The organism is Clostridium polynesiense (genome assembly GCF_000820705.1).
Classification (GTDB): Bacteria; Bacillota; Clostridia; order Clostridiales; family Clostridiaceae; genus Clostridium_AA; species Clostridium_AA polynesiense.
This window is the reverse complement of record NZ_CCXI01000131.1, coordinates 17,001-34,260: the sequence shown is the minus strand read 5'-3', so window position 1 is coordinate 34,260 and position 17,260 is coordinate 17,001. Positions and strand designations below refer to the sequence as shown.

16 protein-coding genes, 1 tRNA gene and 1 pseudogene are annotated in these 17,260 nt (G+C 34.0%); 8 read left to right on the top strand and 10 right to left on the bottom strand.

All coding sequences use genetic code 11. The features are described 5' to 3' along the window. Both TA89_RS12850 and TA89_RS12845 read left to right on the top strand, forming a co-directional pair. Nucleotides 1–297, top strand: a pseudogene (locus TA89_RS12850) (adenosine deaminase); the annotation flags it as partial. Nucleotides 298–493: 196 nt separating this feature from the next. Next, nucleotides 494–1,342, top strand: a complete 849-nt coding sequence (locus TA89_RS12845) for a GNAT family N-acetyltransferase (protein ID WP_040213903.1) — start codon at nt 494–496, stop codon at nt 1,340–1,342. A gap of 87 nt (nt 1,343–1,429) precedes the next feature. On the opposite strand, the gene TA89_RS12840 is transcribed toward TA89_RS12845, so the two are convergent. The 3 genes from TA89_RS12840 to TA89_RS12830 are packed head-to-tail and all read right to left on the bottom strand — an operon-like array spanning nt 1,430 to nt 4,125. After that, complete coding sequence (locus TA89_RS12840) at nt 1,430–1,879, bottom strand: hydrogenase maturation protease (protein WP_040213902.1); 450 nt, start codon at nt 1,877–1,879, stop codon at nt 1,430–1,432. A gap of 2 nt (nt 1,880–1,881) precedes the next feature. After that, nucleotides 1,882–3,288: a nickel-dependent hydrogenase large subunit gene (locus TA89_RS12835; protein WP_040213900.1), complete on the bottom strand. Its 1,407-nt coding sequence runs from the start codon at nt 3,286–3,288 to the stop codon at nt 1,882–1,884. Nucleotides 3,289–3,303: 15 nt separating this feature from the next. Beyond that, on the bottom strand, nt 3,304–4,125 hold the full coding sequence (locus TA89_RS12830) for a hydrogenase small subunit (RefSeq protein WP_242850141.1): 822 nt from the start codon (nt 4,123–4,125) through the stop codon (nt 3,304–3,306). Nucleotides 4,126–4,480: 355 nt separating this feature from the next. Between TA89_RS12830 and TA89_RS12825 the strand changes: the two genes are divergently transcribed. Continuing rightward, nucleotides 4,481–5,374 (top strand): GNAT family N-acetyltransferase, encoded by an 894-nt coding sequence (locus TA89_RS12825; protein ID WP_040213896.1) that lies wholly within the window; start codon nt 4,481–4,483, stop codon nt 5,372–5,374. A gap of 127 nt (nt 5,375–5,501) precedes the next feature. On the opposite strand, the gene TA89_RS12820 is transcribed toward TA89_RS12825, so the two are convergent. Continuing rightward, nucleotides 5,502–6,167 carry an SIMPL domain-containing protein gene (locus TA89_RS12820; RefSeq protein ID WP_040213895.1) on the bottom strand — a complete coding sequence of 222 codons (666 nt, stop codon included), beginning with the start codon at nt 6,165–6,167 and terminating at the stop codon, nt 5,502–5,504. Nucleotides 6,168–6,493: 326 nt separating this feature from the next. On the opposite strand from TA89_RS12820, the gene TA89_RS12815 reads away from it, so the two are divergent. Further along, entirely contained in the window at nt 6,494–6,982 is a 489-nt protein-coding gene (locus tag TA89_RS12815) for a GNAT family N-acetyltransferase (protein ID WP_040213894.1), read from the top strand. Between the two features lie 120 nt (nt 6,983–7,102). Next, nucleotides 7,103–8,143, top strand: coding sequence for a tetratricopeptide repeat protein (locus tag TA89_RS18900; RefSeq protein WP_082023939.1), 1,041 nt, complete (start codon nt 7,103–7,105; stop codon nt 8,141–8,143). 275 nt (nt 8,144–8,418) lie between these two features. Here the strand turns inward: TA89_RS18900 and rpiA are convergent, their stop codons facing one another. Further along, nucleotides 8,419–9,090 carry a ribose-5-phosphate isomerase RpiA gene (gene rpiA / locus TA89_RS12800; protein WP_040213892.1) on the bottom strand — a complete coding sequence of 224 codons (672 nt, stop codon included), beginning with the start codon at nt 9,088–9,090 and terminating at the stop codon, nt 8,419–8,421. Nucleotides 9,091–9,180: 90 nt separating this feature from the next. Next, nucleotides 9,181–9,837: a chloramphenicol phosphotransferase CPT family protein gene (locus tag TA89_RS12795; protein WP_052447494.1), complete on the bottom strand. Its 657-nt coding sequence runs from the start codon at nt 9,835–9,837 to the stop codon at nt 9,181–9,183. A 336-nt stretch (nt 9,838–10,173) separates the two neighbouring features. On the opposite strand from TA89_RS12795, the gene TA89_RS12790 reads away from it, so the two are divergent. The 3 genes from TA89_RS12790 to TA89_RS12780 all read left to right on the top strand — a co-directional run bounded on the left by TA89_RS12790 (nt 10,174) and on the right by TA89_RS12780 (nt 12,680). Beyond that, entirely contained in the window at nt 10,174–10,707 is a 534-nt protein-coding gene (locus TA89_RS12790) for a sigma-70 family RNA polymerase sigma factor (protein WP_052447493.1), read from the top strand. 2 nt (nt 10,708–10,709) lie between these two features. Then, nucleotides 10,710–12,032 carry a DUF4179 domain-containing protein gene (locus TA89_RS12785; protein WP_040213891.1) on the top strand — a complete coding sequence of 441 codons (1,323 nt, stop codon included), beginning with the start codon at nt 10,710–10,712 and terminating at the stop codon, nt 12,030–12,032. Between the two features lie 210 nt (nt 12,033–12,242). Next, nucleotides 12,243–12,680, top strand: coding sequence for a GyrI-like domain-containing protein (locus tag TA89_RS12780; protein ID WP_040213890.1), 438 nt, complete (start codon nt 12,243–12,245; stop codon nt 12,678–12,680). Between the two features lie 183 nt (nt 12,681–12,863). Here the strand turns inward: TA89_RS12780 and TA89_RS12775 are convergent, their stop codons facing one another. The 4 genes from TA89_RS12775 to TA89_RS12760 all read right to left on the bottom strand — a co-directional run bounded on the left by TA89_RS12775 (nt 12,864) and on the right by TA89_RS12760 (nt 17,235). Beyond that, the gene (locus TA89_RS12775; RefSeq protein ID WP_040213889.1) at nt 12,864–13,721 is read right to left on the bottom strand and encodes an AraC family transcriptional regulator; all 858 of its coding nucleotides are present in this window, start codon (nt 13,719–13,721) and stop codon (nt 12,864–12,866) included. A gap of 357 nt (nt 13,722–14,078) precedes the next feature. Beyond that, nucleotides 14,079–14,152, bottom strand: a tRNA-Gly gene (locus tag TA89_RS12770). 141 nt (nt 14,153–14,293) lie between these two features. Next, entirely contained in the window at nt 14,294–15,589 is a 1,296-nt protein-coding gene (locus TA89_RS12765) for a dicarboxylate/amino acid:cation symporter (RefSeq protein WP_052447492.1), read from the bottom strand. A 188-nt stretch (nt 15,590–15,777) separates the two neighbouring features. Beyond that, complete coding sequence (locus TA89_RS12760; RefSeq protein WP_040213888.1) at nt 15,778–17,235, bottom strand: UDP-N-acetylmuramoyl-L-alanyl-D-glutamate--2,6-diaminopimelate ligase; 1,458 nt, start codon at nt 17,233–17,235, stop codon at nt 15,778–15,780. Nucleotides 17,236–17,260: the final 25 nt, after the last annotated feature.

Here is a 17,260-nt window from a genome sequence, read left to right as displayed (position 1 = left end):
AAGGAAAAAGAAATCCCACTGGAGGTTTGTCCTACAAGTAATGTTCAAACTAAAGCTGCTGCAGGTATTAAAGAGCATCCTTTTATTAACTTTCTTAAGGACGGGTTAAAGGTTACTTTAAATACGGATAACAGATCCGTTTCCAATACTTCCTTAACTAAAGAATTTGAAAAAATAAATAAAGAATTTAATTTGTTACAGGAAGATTATAACAGGATTTATTTAAACGGTGTGGAAGCTGCCTTCACCGACGATGAAACTAAAAAAGAACTAAAAGAATACTTGAATAAAAAATAAAATAAATTAAATGTAATGATAAAAAAGGGCGAAGCATTTTTAAACTAAGATGTTTCGCTATTTATTTTCTTAAATATATCCATAAAATGGGTTATAATTATATAAAGAAAATAAGGTAACTAATGAAAAGTTTGTTATAAAAAATGTTTTGATGATGTAAATTTAAAAAATAGTATTATGCGGGAGGATGGGTAACATGATTTTTAAAAGGTGCAGCGATGTTGATTTTAATATGCTTCATGAGGTTTTTTCCACAGGATTTTCGGATTATGTAATAACTTTTGTTAAACCAAGCTTATGGGAGTTTAAAGAAAGATTCTTTGGAGCAGAGGGGAATATGCTTGAAAGCTCATTTATAGCTCTAGCTGAAGATGGAAAAGCAGTGGGATTGGCTTTAGGTGGAATCCGGGAATTTCAGGGGGTAAAGACCTTAAGATGCGGAGGAATGTGTGTAATTCCTGAATATAGAAGACAAGGCATCAGCAGAAAGCTTCTTCAATTACTAAATGAGGAAGCTGTTAATAGTAACTGCAGGCAGTTCATGCTTGAAGTAATCACTCACAATCATAAAGCTGTAGAGGCTTACGAAAAATTCGGCTTTAACAAATGTTATAACCTTTATTATTATACCCTGGAAGATATTAATATTTTAAACAAGTATGATAATAAAAATGAAATAAAAGAGTTACAGATGAAAGACTTAGCAAAGGTAAAAGAAATTTTTGAGCCTTATCATTTAAATTGGCAGAATAGTTTTGAATATTCCTCCTGCTGCGAAAATATTAAAAATTATGGGATATATGATGAACATACTTTAATAGCTTTTTTATCGATTAGAGGAGAAAAAATAATGCAGCTGTGGGTACAGGAAAACTACAGAAATAAAGGGGTGGCAAGCTCTTTAATCTATAAAGCTGCATTATTAAACAATATATCTAAGGTTTATCTGACTTTTTCAAACAGCTCTTCAGTGTATAACTTCGTGAGAAAAAATTCTTTTTCTAAAGATGGTGTAGAGCAGTATGAAATGTATATGCCTTTATAAAATTTAAAAAAAGCGGTTCTTATTATTATGATAGCTGTAAGGATAATAAGGCTTTATTAGTTTTAGGGTAAGCATTTAGGTGAATTTTTAATTAGTTTTTATAAGTATTAAATCATAAACCTCTCTGCGTATATTTTCAAAGGAGCTTTTTATCTCCTCACTAAATTCCATGGAATATTCAAAACGACATCCTTCAATACCGATTATTATTCCCTTCAGAGGGCTGCTGTTCATTAAGTGGTGGAGAAGAGAAAAGCTGTGGGGGCATAGAGGCTTATAATAATGCTGGGAGTTTTTTAACTGAGCCAATGTATAGCAGTTGACAGTTCCAGGCTTTAAACCTAAATAAGTAGAATCTATCAAAATAATAAAGTCATCCTTATCTATGTTTTTTATACAGTACATATAGTCTGTCTCTCCAATGATCACATTAAAATTACTTTTTATAAGCTTACCTTTTAAGCTTTCAGCTACAGTTATGGCTATACCGTCATCTCCCATTAATCTGTTTCCTATAGCTATTATAGTTCTTTTCATAATTATATTAATATCTCAAGAGGATTAAGCTTGTCACTGATTACATGAGTAGCACAGGAAATGCAGGGGTCAAAGGATCTTACTATCCGGCCTATCTCCACAGGGTGATTGATATTTTTTATTTCAGTTCCTACAAGAGCTTGCTCTATAACCCCTAGCATTCCGTTAGAATCTCTAGGAGAGCAGTTCCAGACACTTGGGGTAATAATATTATAACTTGCAATCTTACTATCCTTAATTTGGAGCCAGTGACCTAATGCACCGCGGGTAGTGTCTGTAAGTCCTGCGCCTATTGCTTCATTAGGTATATCATATGCTTTCTGTAAAAATGTGTCATAGGGCACTGCATCTAAAAAGATTTTTATGGTTTCAGCTATCTTTTTAGCTTCAAGGACTCTTGCAATGGTTCTGTCCATCATGGATACCTGTTTTTTATAGTTACCGCTTAGTATCATCCTTGCTAAAGGACCTACCTCCATAGAATATCCTTTGTATCTGGGAGCCTTTACAAAGGTATACCCATTAGGTTTATCCATGTCTGCTTCAGAATCTTCCTTAAAGAGATCACTTTGCAGAACATCCCCTTTATACCAGGAATTAAATATATTTTCTGAAATATATTTTGGATTAAATTCTCCTATAACCCCATCAATGAAAGTGCCTGGTGCAATACTGTATATATTTTTTTCGTTGTAGGAATTAAATAGACCGTAGCTCATGAGATTGCCTTGCCCCTTACCCATTTGGAAATATTCCTTGTAATATTCCGAAATGGTATAAACATCTTCAATCATACAATCTGATATGAAAGCTTCGACTTTGGATAAGATTGACTTTAACTGTATATATCTATAGGCATTAAGACTTTCTGTAACACCTCCTAGAAAGATTCCGTGATTGTGAGGGGCTTTTCCTCCTAAGACTGCTAATGCCTCATGACACAGCATGCTATATTCTACAGCCTGAACATAATGTATGGAAATTAGATTATTCAACCTTTCAGGAAGCCTCAAGTCGTAATTTTCACGGGAATAAACAGGTTGAATGTCAGGGGTTACAACAAAGTCAGGGAGAGTATATAAATAAAACTGACGGAGATGATTTTGAAGAAATTCAAAACCGTGAATAATATCTCTCAGCATTCTGCTTGGCTTATCGGGAGTGATTTTTAAAGCATCCTCCAAGGTTAAGGAGGCTGCAACAGCATGAGCGGCTGAGCATATACCGCATATTCTTTCAGTAAAGTAAACAGTGTCTAAAGGAGATCTTCCTATAAGCATTTTCTCAAAGCCTCTAAAAAGCAGACCGCTGCTTTCTGCATCCACAACCTTGCTGTTTTCTAGTTTAACAGTAATCTGCAGGAAGCCGCTGATTCTTGTAACGGGATTTAAGGAGATTGTCGTACTCATTTTATTCCTCCTTATTTAATAATTTATAAAGGGTTCCATACCGTCAGGAAAATAAGCCTGAGCGCAGCCGATACAGGGAGTATTGTCTCCAATGGGCCAATTTACATGACCATTCCATTTGTTTATGGGACAATCTGTTCGAGTGACAGGACCTCGGCAGCCAAGTTTGAACATGCAGCTTTCTTCTCCTAGTTTTGAAGCAAATATACCTCTGTCAAAGAAAGAGCGCCTTGGACATCTATCATGTATTGTATGTCCATAAAACAATAAAGGCCTGTTTAGATTATCTAGAGCGGGTTTTCCTTTGGTTATTATGTGTGCTACAGTTCCAATAACCCATCTTGGATTACAGGGACATCCGGGAAGGTTTATAACTTCTCTGTTCAAAACTTTGCTTATACTGACACATTGAGAGGGGTTAGGATAGGCTGCAGATATACCTCCATGAGAAGCACAGGTACCAACAGCTATAACATATTTTGCTCTTTCACCTGCCATTTTAACTGCCTCCAGAGCGGTTATATCTTTTTCGTTATTTCTGGCTACTATGTTGTATTTTCCGTTATTTTTTAAAGCCACTGCACCATCTACAAACAAAATAAATTCTGTGTCTAGTGTGTTTAAAAAAATATCGAAGGCTTGTTGTCCCTCCTTGGCCATTATGCTGTTATTATAGGTAAGATTAACCATTTGTTCTAAAAAATATAAAGCATTAGGATTTTTTGCATCCAAAAGAGAGATTATATTGCCGGAACATCCTGTTGCCTCAAGCCAGATTGCATTAATTTTAGAGTCTTTTAATTTCTCAAGTGTAACTGCAGAATCAATCATGGACATGAGATCTGAGTCCGCCATGGTGATAAGGGGACAGATATTATGGTTTGACAAAAATATCACTCCGATTTAATTGATGACTTAAGTAATATATGAATCTATTTATATGTATATTCCTATCTTCAAAAGATATTATGGGTATGCTCTCATGCTTATCTTGTATAAATTTAATGGTAAATTATCAATTATATACGTTTTTTGTTAAAATTATGGTACAATGTAAATATATTATATGAGTATAACTATAATTGTTTATAATTTAACAAATCATCGTTCTCATTAAAGCGGAAAGTCATATATCAAATATCATATTTTTTGTTATACTGATAATTTATTAAATGGTGAAAAGGTGATGAGTATGAATTACATTAACATTACTGATGAATATGCTGTTTGTCAGGCGAATCCTACTGAGTGGGCTAAGTATCATGCGATTTATAGGCTTAGTAATCTTAATGAATTGAAATCCTTAACTATTAAAGAAGATATTCAGAGATATTCCAATGGAGATTTTTGTTATTGGATAGTTAAAGGCAGTAAAATAGTTGGAGGAGCTTTAATTAAACCAAATTTGATAAAGTGTGCATTTATGGTACCTCCTTTTGAGGCAAGAGAGGATTTAGCTAGGGTAATCTTTGAGTACTCCTCTTCAATATCCGATGTATCAAAGGAAATAATTATCCCTGATGCAGAAAATGATATGGAGAGATATTGGGAGGGTTTTGGATTTAGAGTTGACAGAAAAAATAAGTTAATGGTTGGAGTTACCAATAAGCATCAGGTTATTTGGAATAAAAAATATAAAATTGCAATTCCTAATGAAGAAAATGCTGAAGAAATGGCTCAGTTGTATTATGAAACCTACAGTAAAAGTCCTTTAAAGTATATTTCAGAACAAACTTTAGATTTTCAAATAAAAAGTGTAGATGTATTTTTTAATCATATAAAGGATAACGATATTCCTAACTACTGGTCCTCATTAGTTTATGACTCCTCGGAAAATAAGCTTGTAGGATCATGTGCCGTAGGATTAGTAAATAATTTACCTTTTATTCTGGATATAGTTGTTCATCCCGATTATCAGAAAAATGGACTAGCCTCCAATATGGTTAAGAGAGTATCGAATCTTTCTTATAATAATTACCCTGCAGTAAGTTTAAACGTAATAACAGGAAATGATGCGGAATTATTTTATAAAAAAATGGGTTTTGTAGAATTTTCAGAAACCTCACATATGATGAAAACACCATAGGGCTTTTGCCTTATGGTGTTTTGCTGTTTATAAGCAGGAGCTTACGAACTTAATTACCATATAGTTAAAGAAATTATATATTTGTAGGATTAGGATTATATTTGATTTATTCCTGATATAAATGATTTTATAAAAGATATTTAAATAAAGCAGTTACCCTTGCTGTAATAGTTATTTGCCCGGGCATAACAGGAGTTGTTAGTACAGCCTTCATTACCGAGGGCTCACCGAAAGCAGTTGGTATATTTTCTTCGGTAACCTTAACAGGAGTTTCATTAATTTGTACCCTAAGGGTTCTGGCAATGGATACAGCTTTAGATACAGCATTCTTAACAGCTGAATTTAAGGCTTGATTATAGTAAATAGAGTTATCCTCCAAAGAGAAGGCGATACTGTTTATTCTGTTTGCTCCGCTTGCTGTGGCTTTATCGATGATTGCTCCTAGATTTTTTATATCATTGGTTTTAACAGATAGGATATTTGATACGGTATAACCTTTAAATATTTGTTCTCCGTCCTTAAACTCATATTTAGGTTCAATGCTATAGTTAAAGGTCCTTATATTTTCTTTTGGAATATTAAAGGAAGTAAGAGTGTTTATAACCCTGTTAGAAATTTCAGCGTTGTCTTTTTGAGCTTTTTGCAGATTTTCATCCTCTGTCACTACACCGATGTTAATTGTAACTGTGTCCGGAACAGCAGTAACTGTAGCAGTTCCGGTTACATTGATTTTCCCTGTGGTATTAGTATCGCTCTCTTCTGCAGAACCATAGCTGTATGGGTAATTAATCATAACAATATCCTTTCATAAATTGATATGTAAATTACTGGGGCTACCCCTGGGGTGCTCCCATAAAAAGGGAGCACCCCAGGGGAGGTTCCAAATACTGTATATTTATATTTGAAAAAATGATATAATATAAAGATATATTCAAAAGAAATTTATAGATTAAAGTTAATTTACAAAACAGTTAAAACCAAATAACTTTTCAATATATTATATGAGATTAAAGGTTTAATGATATAAACATTTTGATAAAGGAAGAAATTTTAATAAAGCACTGAGGAGTAAAGTTTATCAAAAGATTGAGAGTTTATAAGTTAGAGGAGAGAGGGTATATGGAAATTATTATTAGAAAAGTAAAGGTTGAAGATGCAGAGGAAATATATAAAATAAGACAGATGAATGGAGTTATGGAGAATATATTGGCTTACCCAGGAGAACCTCAGGACAAGCTGTATAAAAGGATTCAAGGTTTAGGAGACAATGATTATTGGTTTGTTGCAGAGGTGGATGAAAGGCCAGTAGGACTGGTAGCTTTAAGTGTACATCCTAATCCAAGAAAAAAACACGTAGGTCATATAGCTATTATGGTTAATGAGTATTATCATGGCCGGGGTATAGGCACAAAGCTGATGGAATATGTAATTTACATCAGCGATAATGAGCTTAATCTAAAAAGATTAGAGCTTTTTGTCTTTTCAGAAAACTTAAAAGCCTATAAGCTTTATAAGAAACTGGGTTTTCAGGAAGAAGGAGTTCTTAAGGCTTCAGCCTTAAGATACGGACATTTCAGCGATGAAATATTAATGGCTAGGGTTCTGTAAATAAATGCCACTACCCCTGGGGTGCTTCCTTAAAAAGGAAGCACCCCAGGGGTAGATGGTATATAATGCATAAATTGTAAGAGTAAAGGGCTAATACATATTACATAGGAGGTAACTGAGATGTTTAAAACGTTAGAATTAATAGCAAAAAAATTTAATGACGAAAATATTACCTGGGCAATAGGAGCTTCACTTTTGCTGAATCATTATGGTTTGGTGGAGAATCCAAATGACATAGACATTTTGGTGGATTTGAAGGATATTAAAAAAGTTGACGATATTTTAAAAGAAATGGGGAAAAAGAAGCCGGATAATCCTTTGAATATTTATTCTACAAGATATTTTTATGAGTATGAGATTGAAGATATAGATATTGATGTTATGGCAGGCTTCACTATAAACCATGACTGCGGCAGCTATGAATACATATTTTATCCCGATGCTATAAATCTTTTTAAAAATAAAGAAAATATAGTTCTTCCTTTTACAGCGTTAGAGGATTGGTATATATTGTATCAATTAATACCTGGAAGAGAGAAAAAGGTTGATATTATTGAAAGTTATTTTATGGAAAAGGGAGTAGATAAACCTCAGCTGCTTGAGAGGGCGCTGAATAATACTCTTCCTCATGAGGTTATAACCAGGACAGAGATTCTGCTAAAAACTGAAGAACAAAAACGTGAAGAGCTCAATAAAGTATTAGAGCTTAGAAGACAACAGCTTTTTAAGGAATCTAACGAATTAATTGTAAAGCTTGCGAAAAAGTATCCCCAGGACTCTTTTGTTAATTATCAGTGCGCCTGGAGTTTTGATGTTCTAGGACTAGAAAGCAGAGCTGTGCCTTATTATGAAAAGGCTATAGCTGGTGGGCTTAGGGATGAAGATTTGCAAGGAGCTCTTTTGGGACTAGGGAGCACTTACAGAACCTTAGGGGAATATAAAAAATCAAGGGACACCTTTGAAAGAGCTTTGAAATTATTTCCTGAAAATCGAGCTTTTAATGTGTTTTATGCTATGACTTTATATAATTTAGGAGAGGCAGCTCAGGGGATGGAAATACTGCTTAAGGATCTTGTAGAGACTACAGAAGATGAGAATATTAAGAGGTATAGAAATTCTATCACTTTTTACTCTGATAAATTAGATACCATATGGAAATAAGGAATAAAGACTGCTGAAAGTATAATGAAATTCCACTTTATAAAAACAGTTTTATGATTTAACTGTATTCATAAAGGGAGTATTCATAATGTATACTGTCAGCAGTTTTTTATTTGATAAGTAACTTTTTTGTTCAGATCTTTTATTAATAATTATATCCTGAAAATCGAGCTATTAATTATTAATTAGTTATCTTACAACTAAATAATAATTAATAGATGACTAATCCATGGGCAGCTAATGAGTATGTAATGAGTAAATGATCAGTGTCAATTTTATCTTTCAATTATTTTTACTTTATCCTCATCTTCATAACCTATAATAACTGTATCTGCCATGTCTAAAAACAATCCTGTGTCTACCACTCCTGACATCATTTTAAGCTCTTTTTCAAGAACATAAGGATTCTCAATTTTATCTAAGTGAAGATCTATTATGTAATGCTGAGCATCTGTAACATAATAAGACTCATTAAGCATTCTTATGCTGGGATTATAACCTAAAGAATAGAATTTATCATATAACTGTTTATATGAAAAAGGTACAACCTCTATTGGGAGTGGAAATTTTCCAAGGGTTTCTACTTTTTTATTGCTGTCCACCACCCAGATTACTTTTTTAGAGGCTTTAGCAACTAGTTTTTCGTAAAGAAGTGCTCCTCCTCCGCCTTTTATACCATTGAGCTTACAATCTACTTCATCAGCACCGTCTATAGTTACATCAATATATTCTATCTCGTGAAGAGGGACCATATTGATACCTAGTTCCTTGGCAAGCTTTGTGGTGGATGAAGAAGTGGACACACACTTAACATTAAGGCCAGATTTAACCCTTTCAGCCAGCTTTACTATGGTGTAATAAACCGTGGATCCTGTTCCAAGCCCTACAAGGGTGTTGTTTTGTATATATTCTACAGCCTTTTCTCCAGCTAATTTTTTACTCTTCATAATAATCCCTTCCTTTCTAAAAGTTCATTATATATTAGCGGTAATACAAATTGTCTTTTAAGTATGATATGGATTTTTGTGATTTTTATCCTATGTGCTTAACTGATGAAAAGCTGTTGCTGGAGTTTCATCTGAAAGCCTTTTTAAAATCAATTCTGCACATTCTTCAGGACTGTGAATGGAAGTATCTACTTCAATATCATAGATACCGGGTAGATGGACATATTCCTGCCAAAGCAAAATGGGAGGATATACATTACCTTTTTCATCAATTCCTTTGTATCCAGTGAGTTCCCTTCTTTTCATAATTTCTTCTAATGGGCAGCGTACACCAACAAATAAAACCGGTAGTCCATGAAGAATATCGGCACAGTGGGATAAAATACCCCTTGGTACAGAATAATTATCGTGATGACCTACATCTACAACTACATTTAATCCTAATCTACTGTGAGCGGCGATACTTTCATAAAGAGCATGATACATGTCTATAATGATAGGTTCAAGGTCAGGTCTTTCTCCACCAGGACGCAGGCCTATACCAGGTAAAAATTTCTTTGGAGTCATACACATGAAATGATCCACACCCAGATTCATCCATACTCCATGAAAGGTCTGCTGAATTGCTGCGACAATGCTTGATTTTCCGGAACGAGGAGCACCATTTAAAATTATAATTTTACCAAGAGAGTTATGGACATCTTGGTTATTGCATTTTGATTGAATTTCTATAGAGTTATTAGTCATTAATATTCTCCTTTAAACTCCTATTATAGGATATAACTTTCAGATGTTAGAAATATAAACAATTTTAAATTAGGTTTAACATGCCACTATTCATAACTGCTTTATTTATAAAATTCTATAATTTCTCCCTTAATCCTTTATTTTCCTCAGTTGCTTATTATATATTCATATAATTTTGCTTTTTATATTTAACGATCTAATATAATATATTTACATGAGAAAAAGAAGTATATATTTGTTGAATTTTAATAGGCTTTTTTAATAATTATTTAAATTAAAAAAACCAAAACTTCCTGTGATGCATCTAACAGTTGAAGAAAGAGAGGGGGAAGTTTGTTGGAATTAACTTTATTTCAAAATGATATTTCTGTTTCAGCTAAGGTAAAACTAGCTAAGAAGGGGGATAAAGAGGCCTTTCAAAGCTTAATATGGGAAAACAAAGATTCCATGTATAGAATTGCAAAAACCATCCTAACTGTTGAAGCGGATATTGAGGATGCTATAAGTGAGGCAGTACTCAAGGCTTATATAAACTTACAAACATTAAAAAACAATAAATATTTTAAAACCTGGCTTTTTAGAATATTGATCAATGAATGTAATACCATTCATAGAAAAAAATCTAAAGAAATTATTGATCCAAATGTTTTAAAAGGAACTACCTTTAATGAAAATTTCCAAAATTTTGAGGTTAAAGATGCTGTGAATACCTTGGATGACAGCTTAAAAACCTTAGTGGTTTTGTATTACTATGAGGATTTAACCATAAGGGAGATAAGTTCTTTAATGGATATTCCAGAGGGAACCATTAAGACAAGGCTTTCTAAGGCAAGGCATAAACTTTACCAATTGTTAAAGGAGGAGAAATAATAATGAAGGATAAGCATATAGATGATTTTATTAAATCTAAATTAAGTAAGGATAGAGCGCCCGCTTCTTTAAATAATAAGATAGAAGAGGTGTTAGGAGAGCTTCCCTCTAAGGATAAAATTCATTATAAAAAAAGAACACCGATTCTAGCAGCTTCTCTTGCCTTTGGACTTTTTATTATTATGGGATTATCTTTTCCTACATATGCAGGTGAACTTCCTGTTTTAGGCTCTGTGTTTAAGTACTTTCAAGATAGAGGAATTGTGCCTGGGAAAATGGACGAATATTCCACAAAGGTTCAAACATCAACTATGGACAAAGGTATTGAAATAACATTAGAAGAAGTAGCTGCAGACAATTATGGAATTAGATTTTCTTATGAAATTAAATCAGACAAGGTACCTTTAGATAAATTAGAAATAAATAATTCCAAGCTTTTTATAGAAGGAAAGGAATATAAAGTTCAGCCAGCTGAAGATTATTCTGTATCCCAAGGGGATAATTCTAAGTACTATATAACCATAATTCCCCATGACTCCCTGCCGGAGAATTTTAACTTTTCATGGAGTATATCTAAAACTGCAGGAATTAATGGAAGCTGGAATCTAAAGGGCGAAGCTAATAAAAGTAAAATTGAGGAAATCAGCGCTGTAGTGAATGTAGATGAATCTATAAATAGCGGCAACTACAAAGTAAATATTGAAAAGGCTACCTATTCTCCACTTCAAACTGTGATTACTGGAAGCATAGAAGATAAGAAAAATAATCATCAGAATAATTTAAAAGAAGGATTTATACATCAAATTTGGGTTATGGATGAAAGGGGATATAAGCTGGAATCCCGTATGAGTGCTTCTAAAGAAGATAATAAGCCTATGCAATTTACTATTAAGCTTGATAATATAGAAAAACCAAAGTTACTTAAGCTTGCTTATGGATATAGTCATATGACTGAAACCGCTAAAGAAAAGGAGTTTGAATTAAAAGAACTGAATACCCTGAAAATATACTCCGGAAACTATGGAAGCTTTTACATTAGTGAAATAAAGGAGGAAGAGGATAAGTTTATAGTTAAGGCAGAATTAGAAGGAAAGTATCCAGCTTTATTGGCTTCACATCTTAATTTTAAAGATAATCAGGAGGAAAACAAAATAGCCCATCTTTCTAAAGATAGTCTGGAGGAAATCGAGGGTAATCCTGAAAAGAGAATCTACCAATTGGTATATAGTAAATCAAAGGAAGGAAAATATAAGGCGTTCTTTAATAATCCTGATGAATATATATTTATGGACTTAAATAATATTTATAATATTTATTTTAAATAGAGTTTTATATTAAATCCGTTCATATTATTTTAAAAAAGATTTAAATTTAGTTCATTGAATGGAGTAAAGCAGTGTTATATAATAACTGTACAATATACCATATTTTACAAATGAAGTAAGTCTAGCTTTTCCAGTGGTATGATGAGGAGGCGTTAAAGAAAACTTTAAGATAATGCTTCAAATAATCTTAATATACCAGGAGGTATTATAATGGAAATAGTAGAAAAAAAGGGCTTCAAGGTTGTAGGAATAAAGGTTGAGGGAGATTGGCAGACTCTTTCTCAAGAGATGGATAAGACTTGGCAGTGGTTTTTTAATAAAGCTAACGAAATTAAACATAAAGTAGGTAATTCATATATGGATATTTGTCTTCAGGAGGATAGCGGCGTTTACACACAGCTGATTTGTGCAGAGGTAGAAAGGTTTGAAGATATTCCTCATGATATGACCTATATGGAAATAGGCTCTGATAGATATCTCTATTCGGTGCATAAGGGAGATTTAACAGAAATACCTGGAGCCTTCGAAGAGATATATAATTGGGCTGATGCAAGAGGTTATAATACTGACGAATTTAAAATAGACTATGGTTATGAAGAAAATGGCCTGGAGGTTAAGCATGATTTATATGTAAGGATTCTGGATTAGTATACAAATATGCTAATTAATACTTATACAGAATAACTGCTTAAAGATAGATCCTTTATAAAAACTCCCATAGCACAGTTTATACAAGTGCTATGGGAGTTTTTTCTTTGGGAAATTTCTATTGTGCTTTAATCTTGTGAAAACAATAGTTAAGAACATAATATTTAAAAGCCGGATTTAAATTTACTTTTTAATTATAGGAAGCCAAACCTCGCATTTATAGTCTTCTGAACTCTGGTCACCATCAAAATACACCTCAATATCAGGTGCATTAGCATACTCGTATCCTGAGGTTGGAAGCCATTCTGTTATAATTCTCTTTTGAAGTTTTTGAATTGCTTGAGGCATTGCACCTATGCACTCAAAGATTGCCCAATTAGTTTCAGGAATAATAAATTCCTCCATTTGAGAGGGAGAAGGTTTATCTGTTGCTGCTGCAATATAGTAGTCAAAGTCTTTGTTTGAAGCTGAGGTACATACCCCTAGAACTCCAAAGGGCTCTTTATCCATAAGAGAACATAAAGATGGGATTAAGCCGCTCTGACCTGCTTTGTGCCAAAACATTGGAACCTTAGCAAAGGATTGGTCTATTCCTTCGGTGTAATGTTCTTTTACCCCTACAATTCTAAAGGAATTTTTCTTTTCAATTTTATAATTCATTTCCGTATCTCCTTTAATTGATATTGTGAAGCTGATAGGAGGATAGGATTTCAAAACTGCACCGCTTTTCCTTGCAGCAGAAGGTGTTATCCCATGAATGCTTTGGAATGCCCTGTTAAAAGCAGTAGGGGATTCATAACCGTATTTTAAGGCTATATCCAGGACTTTATTGGTTTTCTTCTGAAGATCTGATGCAGCCTTTGTCATTCGACGCCGGCGAATATATTCCGATAAAGTTACATCAGCCATATAAGAAAACATCCTTTGAAAATGAAAGGTTGAGCATAAAGCTATCTGTGCAGCTTTTTCTATTTCTATTTCATCTATAAGGTGCTCCTCGATGTACTGTATTGCTTTATTCAAGCAGTTTATCCATTCCATCCAACCATCTCCTATAATTAAAGTATACGGTAAGGTTTTTTGATAATCCTCTCGTTTGATGCACCATAATGAGAGTTTCTATGCAAGTGATTTTTGTAAACATAATAAAAAATGAAATTTATGGTCGTTATTATTACAATAATTTTACAGTTAAGCTTAAAAATAGTAAAGGGGGAATTTGCATGATTACCTAGGGGAAGATAAGGGGCAGGATTTGAGAAATAAAAATCACAGGAAGCATATACATCTTTGCTAATTAAAATGTTATTAGTATTTTTAGTGATTTTTATGGAAAATAGAAAACACTCTGCTTTCCTTTAAAAAAGCAGAGTGTATCTCTGTTTTGATTTAATGTTATGGAGCAGGTAAAGGGAGTCGAACCCTCACGTCTGCCTTGGGAAGGCAGCATTCTGCCGTTGAATCATACCTGCAAATATAATTTGCTAACAATTTAATTTTAGCACTTCGAAAAGCAATTAACAATACAAATTGAAGCATTATTTAAATATTTAGAGTTAAACTAATATAAAAAAGCCTTGATTAACATAATTAATGATAATCAAGGCTTTTCTTTATGCTTCGCTTTTTTTTGCTTTCATTGCCTTCCATTTGTCACTTGTCAGGTGCCTGGCACCGACCAGTCTACCTTCAACAAGTCTGGTTACCATCATGGAGCATACGGTATTACCTGTAGAGTTTAATAAGGTTGCCGGTGCATCTATAATGGTACTTATTACTGCTATGATTGGAAGAACTGCTGGTGGAAAGCCGTAAACGCTGAGTATGAGCATTTCACCTATCATTCCTCCGTTTGGTATGGCACCCATAACTGCACCTACTAAGAAGGATACCGCTAAGATTCCCAGCAATGTTCCTGGATCGGACATACTTCTTCCGAAAATACCGAATATGAATACTATCTTCATAACTCCTCCAAATACCGAGCCATCTTTGTGAGTGTTGGCTCCTAAGGGGATTACTGTTTCAGCTATATCGTCCGGTACTCCCATTCTTTTGCTGTATTCAAGATTTACAGGAATACAGGCAGCGCTGGAGCATGTGGCTAAAGCGGTTACGGAAGGAGCTACAGAATTTCTCCAGAAGCTGAAAATTCCATCCTTTCCTCCGGCTATAAAAGCATACAATGTAAAGAATCCGAAATAGTATATTACGCTTAAACCTAAGTAAAGCATAAATACTCTTAGATAACCTTGAAGTATTTGAGTACCTAGCTGACCTATTACAGAGGCAAAGTAAGCGCTCAGTCCTATAGGAGCATAGTACATGATTATTTCAACTATTTTCATCATTACTGCAGACCCTGAGGATAGGAGCTTAGCCAAAGGTTTTCCCTTTTCTCCCACCAGGGCAGTAGATATACCAAGAAGTATCGAAAATACTATAAGCTGAAGCATATTGTTTTTTGAAAACAGCATTGAAAAATCGGAAACTGTGAAGGTTTTTACAAGCTGGCCTAAAAAGGTTACCTGCTCAGCTTTAGGAGCTTCCTCCCCGGCCTGGGCCATAAGTGTACTGAAGGCAGAGACATCCAATCCTTTAGTAGGATTAACCAAAAGTGCTCCTATGATCCCGATTACTGCTGCGGTTATGGCAGTAAGGGTGAATATTAAAAAGGTGCTCCCCATTATCTTTCCAAGTCTCTTCATTCCGCTCATATTAGCTATGGCTGAACTTACGCTGAAAAATACCAGAGGAACTATAATCATAAACATTAAATTTATAAAAAGTGTACCCAGAGGTTCAACTACTGCTGCCTTAGGACCTAAAATCATTCCAATTATGCCGCCTATTAGAATTGAAGCTAATAAAATCAGGGAAGATTTATAGGATTTTAAAAATGATCTCATAAAATTATCCTCCTTTATACTTACCATTTTTATATCTAATTAATGCCTTTCTACATAGTAAATATATAAAAAGGGTAATAAAATAAATTTTTGAATTTAAATATATTGTGTATTCATTACCATATATAAATTATTTTCTGTTAATTATAATTTAATGGATTTTGTTTGTTACTGATGATTACCAGATATTAGTTGTTTTCTAAGAATTCTTTTGCAACCTCTACATCATCAAAGTGTATGGTTTTATCTTTAAATATCTGATAGGTTTCATGTCCTTTACCGGCAATTACTACTATATCTCCCGGTTCTGCTGTTTTTAATGCTGAATATATAGCTTCTTTTCTGTCCACTACCAATTCGTAAGGACAATCTGTCTTTTTTATTCCTGCTTCGATATCTTTAAGTATGCCTTCAGGATCCTCTGTTCTTGGGTTGTCTGAGGTTATAACGCAGTGGTGAGACAGTCTCCCTGCAATTTCACCCATAATAGGTCTTTTTGTTTTATCTCTGTCTCCGCCGGCACCGAATACTGATATCACTTTTTTATCCGTTAATGCTTTTACTGAGCTTAATATATTTTCTAATCCGTCAGGAGTATGGGCATAATCCACCACTACCATGTATCCTTTAGAGTTAGGTACGGTTTCAAACCTTCCACGTACTGTATGGATTGAAGATATACCTTTTGCAATATCATCTAAAGGTATTCCAAGAGCATGACAGGAGCCAATAGCTGCCAGGGCATTGTAAACGCTGAACTTTCCAGGGATTTTAAGGTCTATTTCCTTCTTTTCACCATGATGATTTAGAGTAAAACTAACTCCCTCTAAGGAGTAGCTTATATCTTCAGCCTTGTAATCTGCTTCCTTATGGATTCCATAAGTGAGAACCCTGCAGGTTGCAGCATTGATAAAATCCTCTGCATAGGAGTCGTCGATATTTATAAGACCCTGCCTGCACATTTTAAAGAGCTTTATCTTTGCATCTCTGTAATTTTCCATAGTTCCATGTTCATCTAAGTGATCCTGTGTTAAATTTGTAAATACTCCGATATCGAAGTCACTTTCATCCACTCTGTGATGGTCAAGTCCTATAGAGGTTACCTCCATAACCACATCAGTAACACTGTTTTTAAACATTTCGCTGAAGGAGGACTGAAGGTCCAGTGAGTCAGGAGTAGTGGGGTTTTTCTTTTCCACGTTAAGGTTTTGCTTGCCTATTTTATTTTCTATAGTCCCTATAATACCAACGTTCTTTCCTAGGCTTTCCAATATTTCTGATATGAAATAGGATACTGAGGTTTTTCCGTTAGTTCCGGTTATACCTATTAAATTGAACTTTCTTGAAGGATGACCATAAAATTGGCTGGCTATAACTGCCATTGCTGCCTGAGAATCCTTAACCTTTATTATTGTGACATCCTTAGGGATATTCTCAACCCCATGCTGTATAACTAAAGCCACAGCGCCTTTTTCTATTGCTGTAAGGGCATAGTCGTGTCTGTCAACATTTTTTCCTTTTACACAAATAAATAATGATTGCTTTTCCACCTGTCTGGAATCCCAGCTTATATTTTTAATTTCATTTTCATCGGATCCTTGTATTATTTCATAAGGTATGTTGTTTAAAAGTTCTTTAATTTTCATCTTTAATCCCTCCTAGTAGTATTAT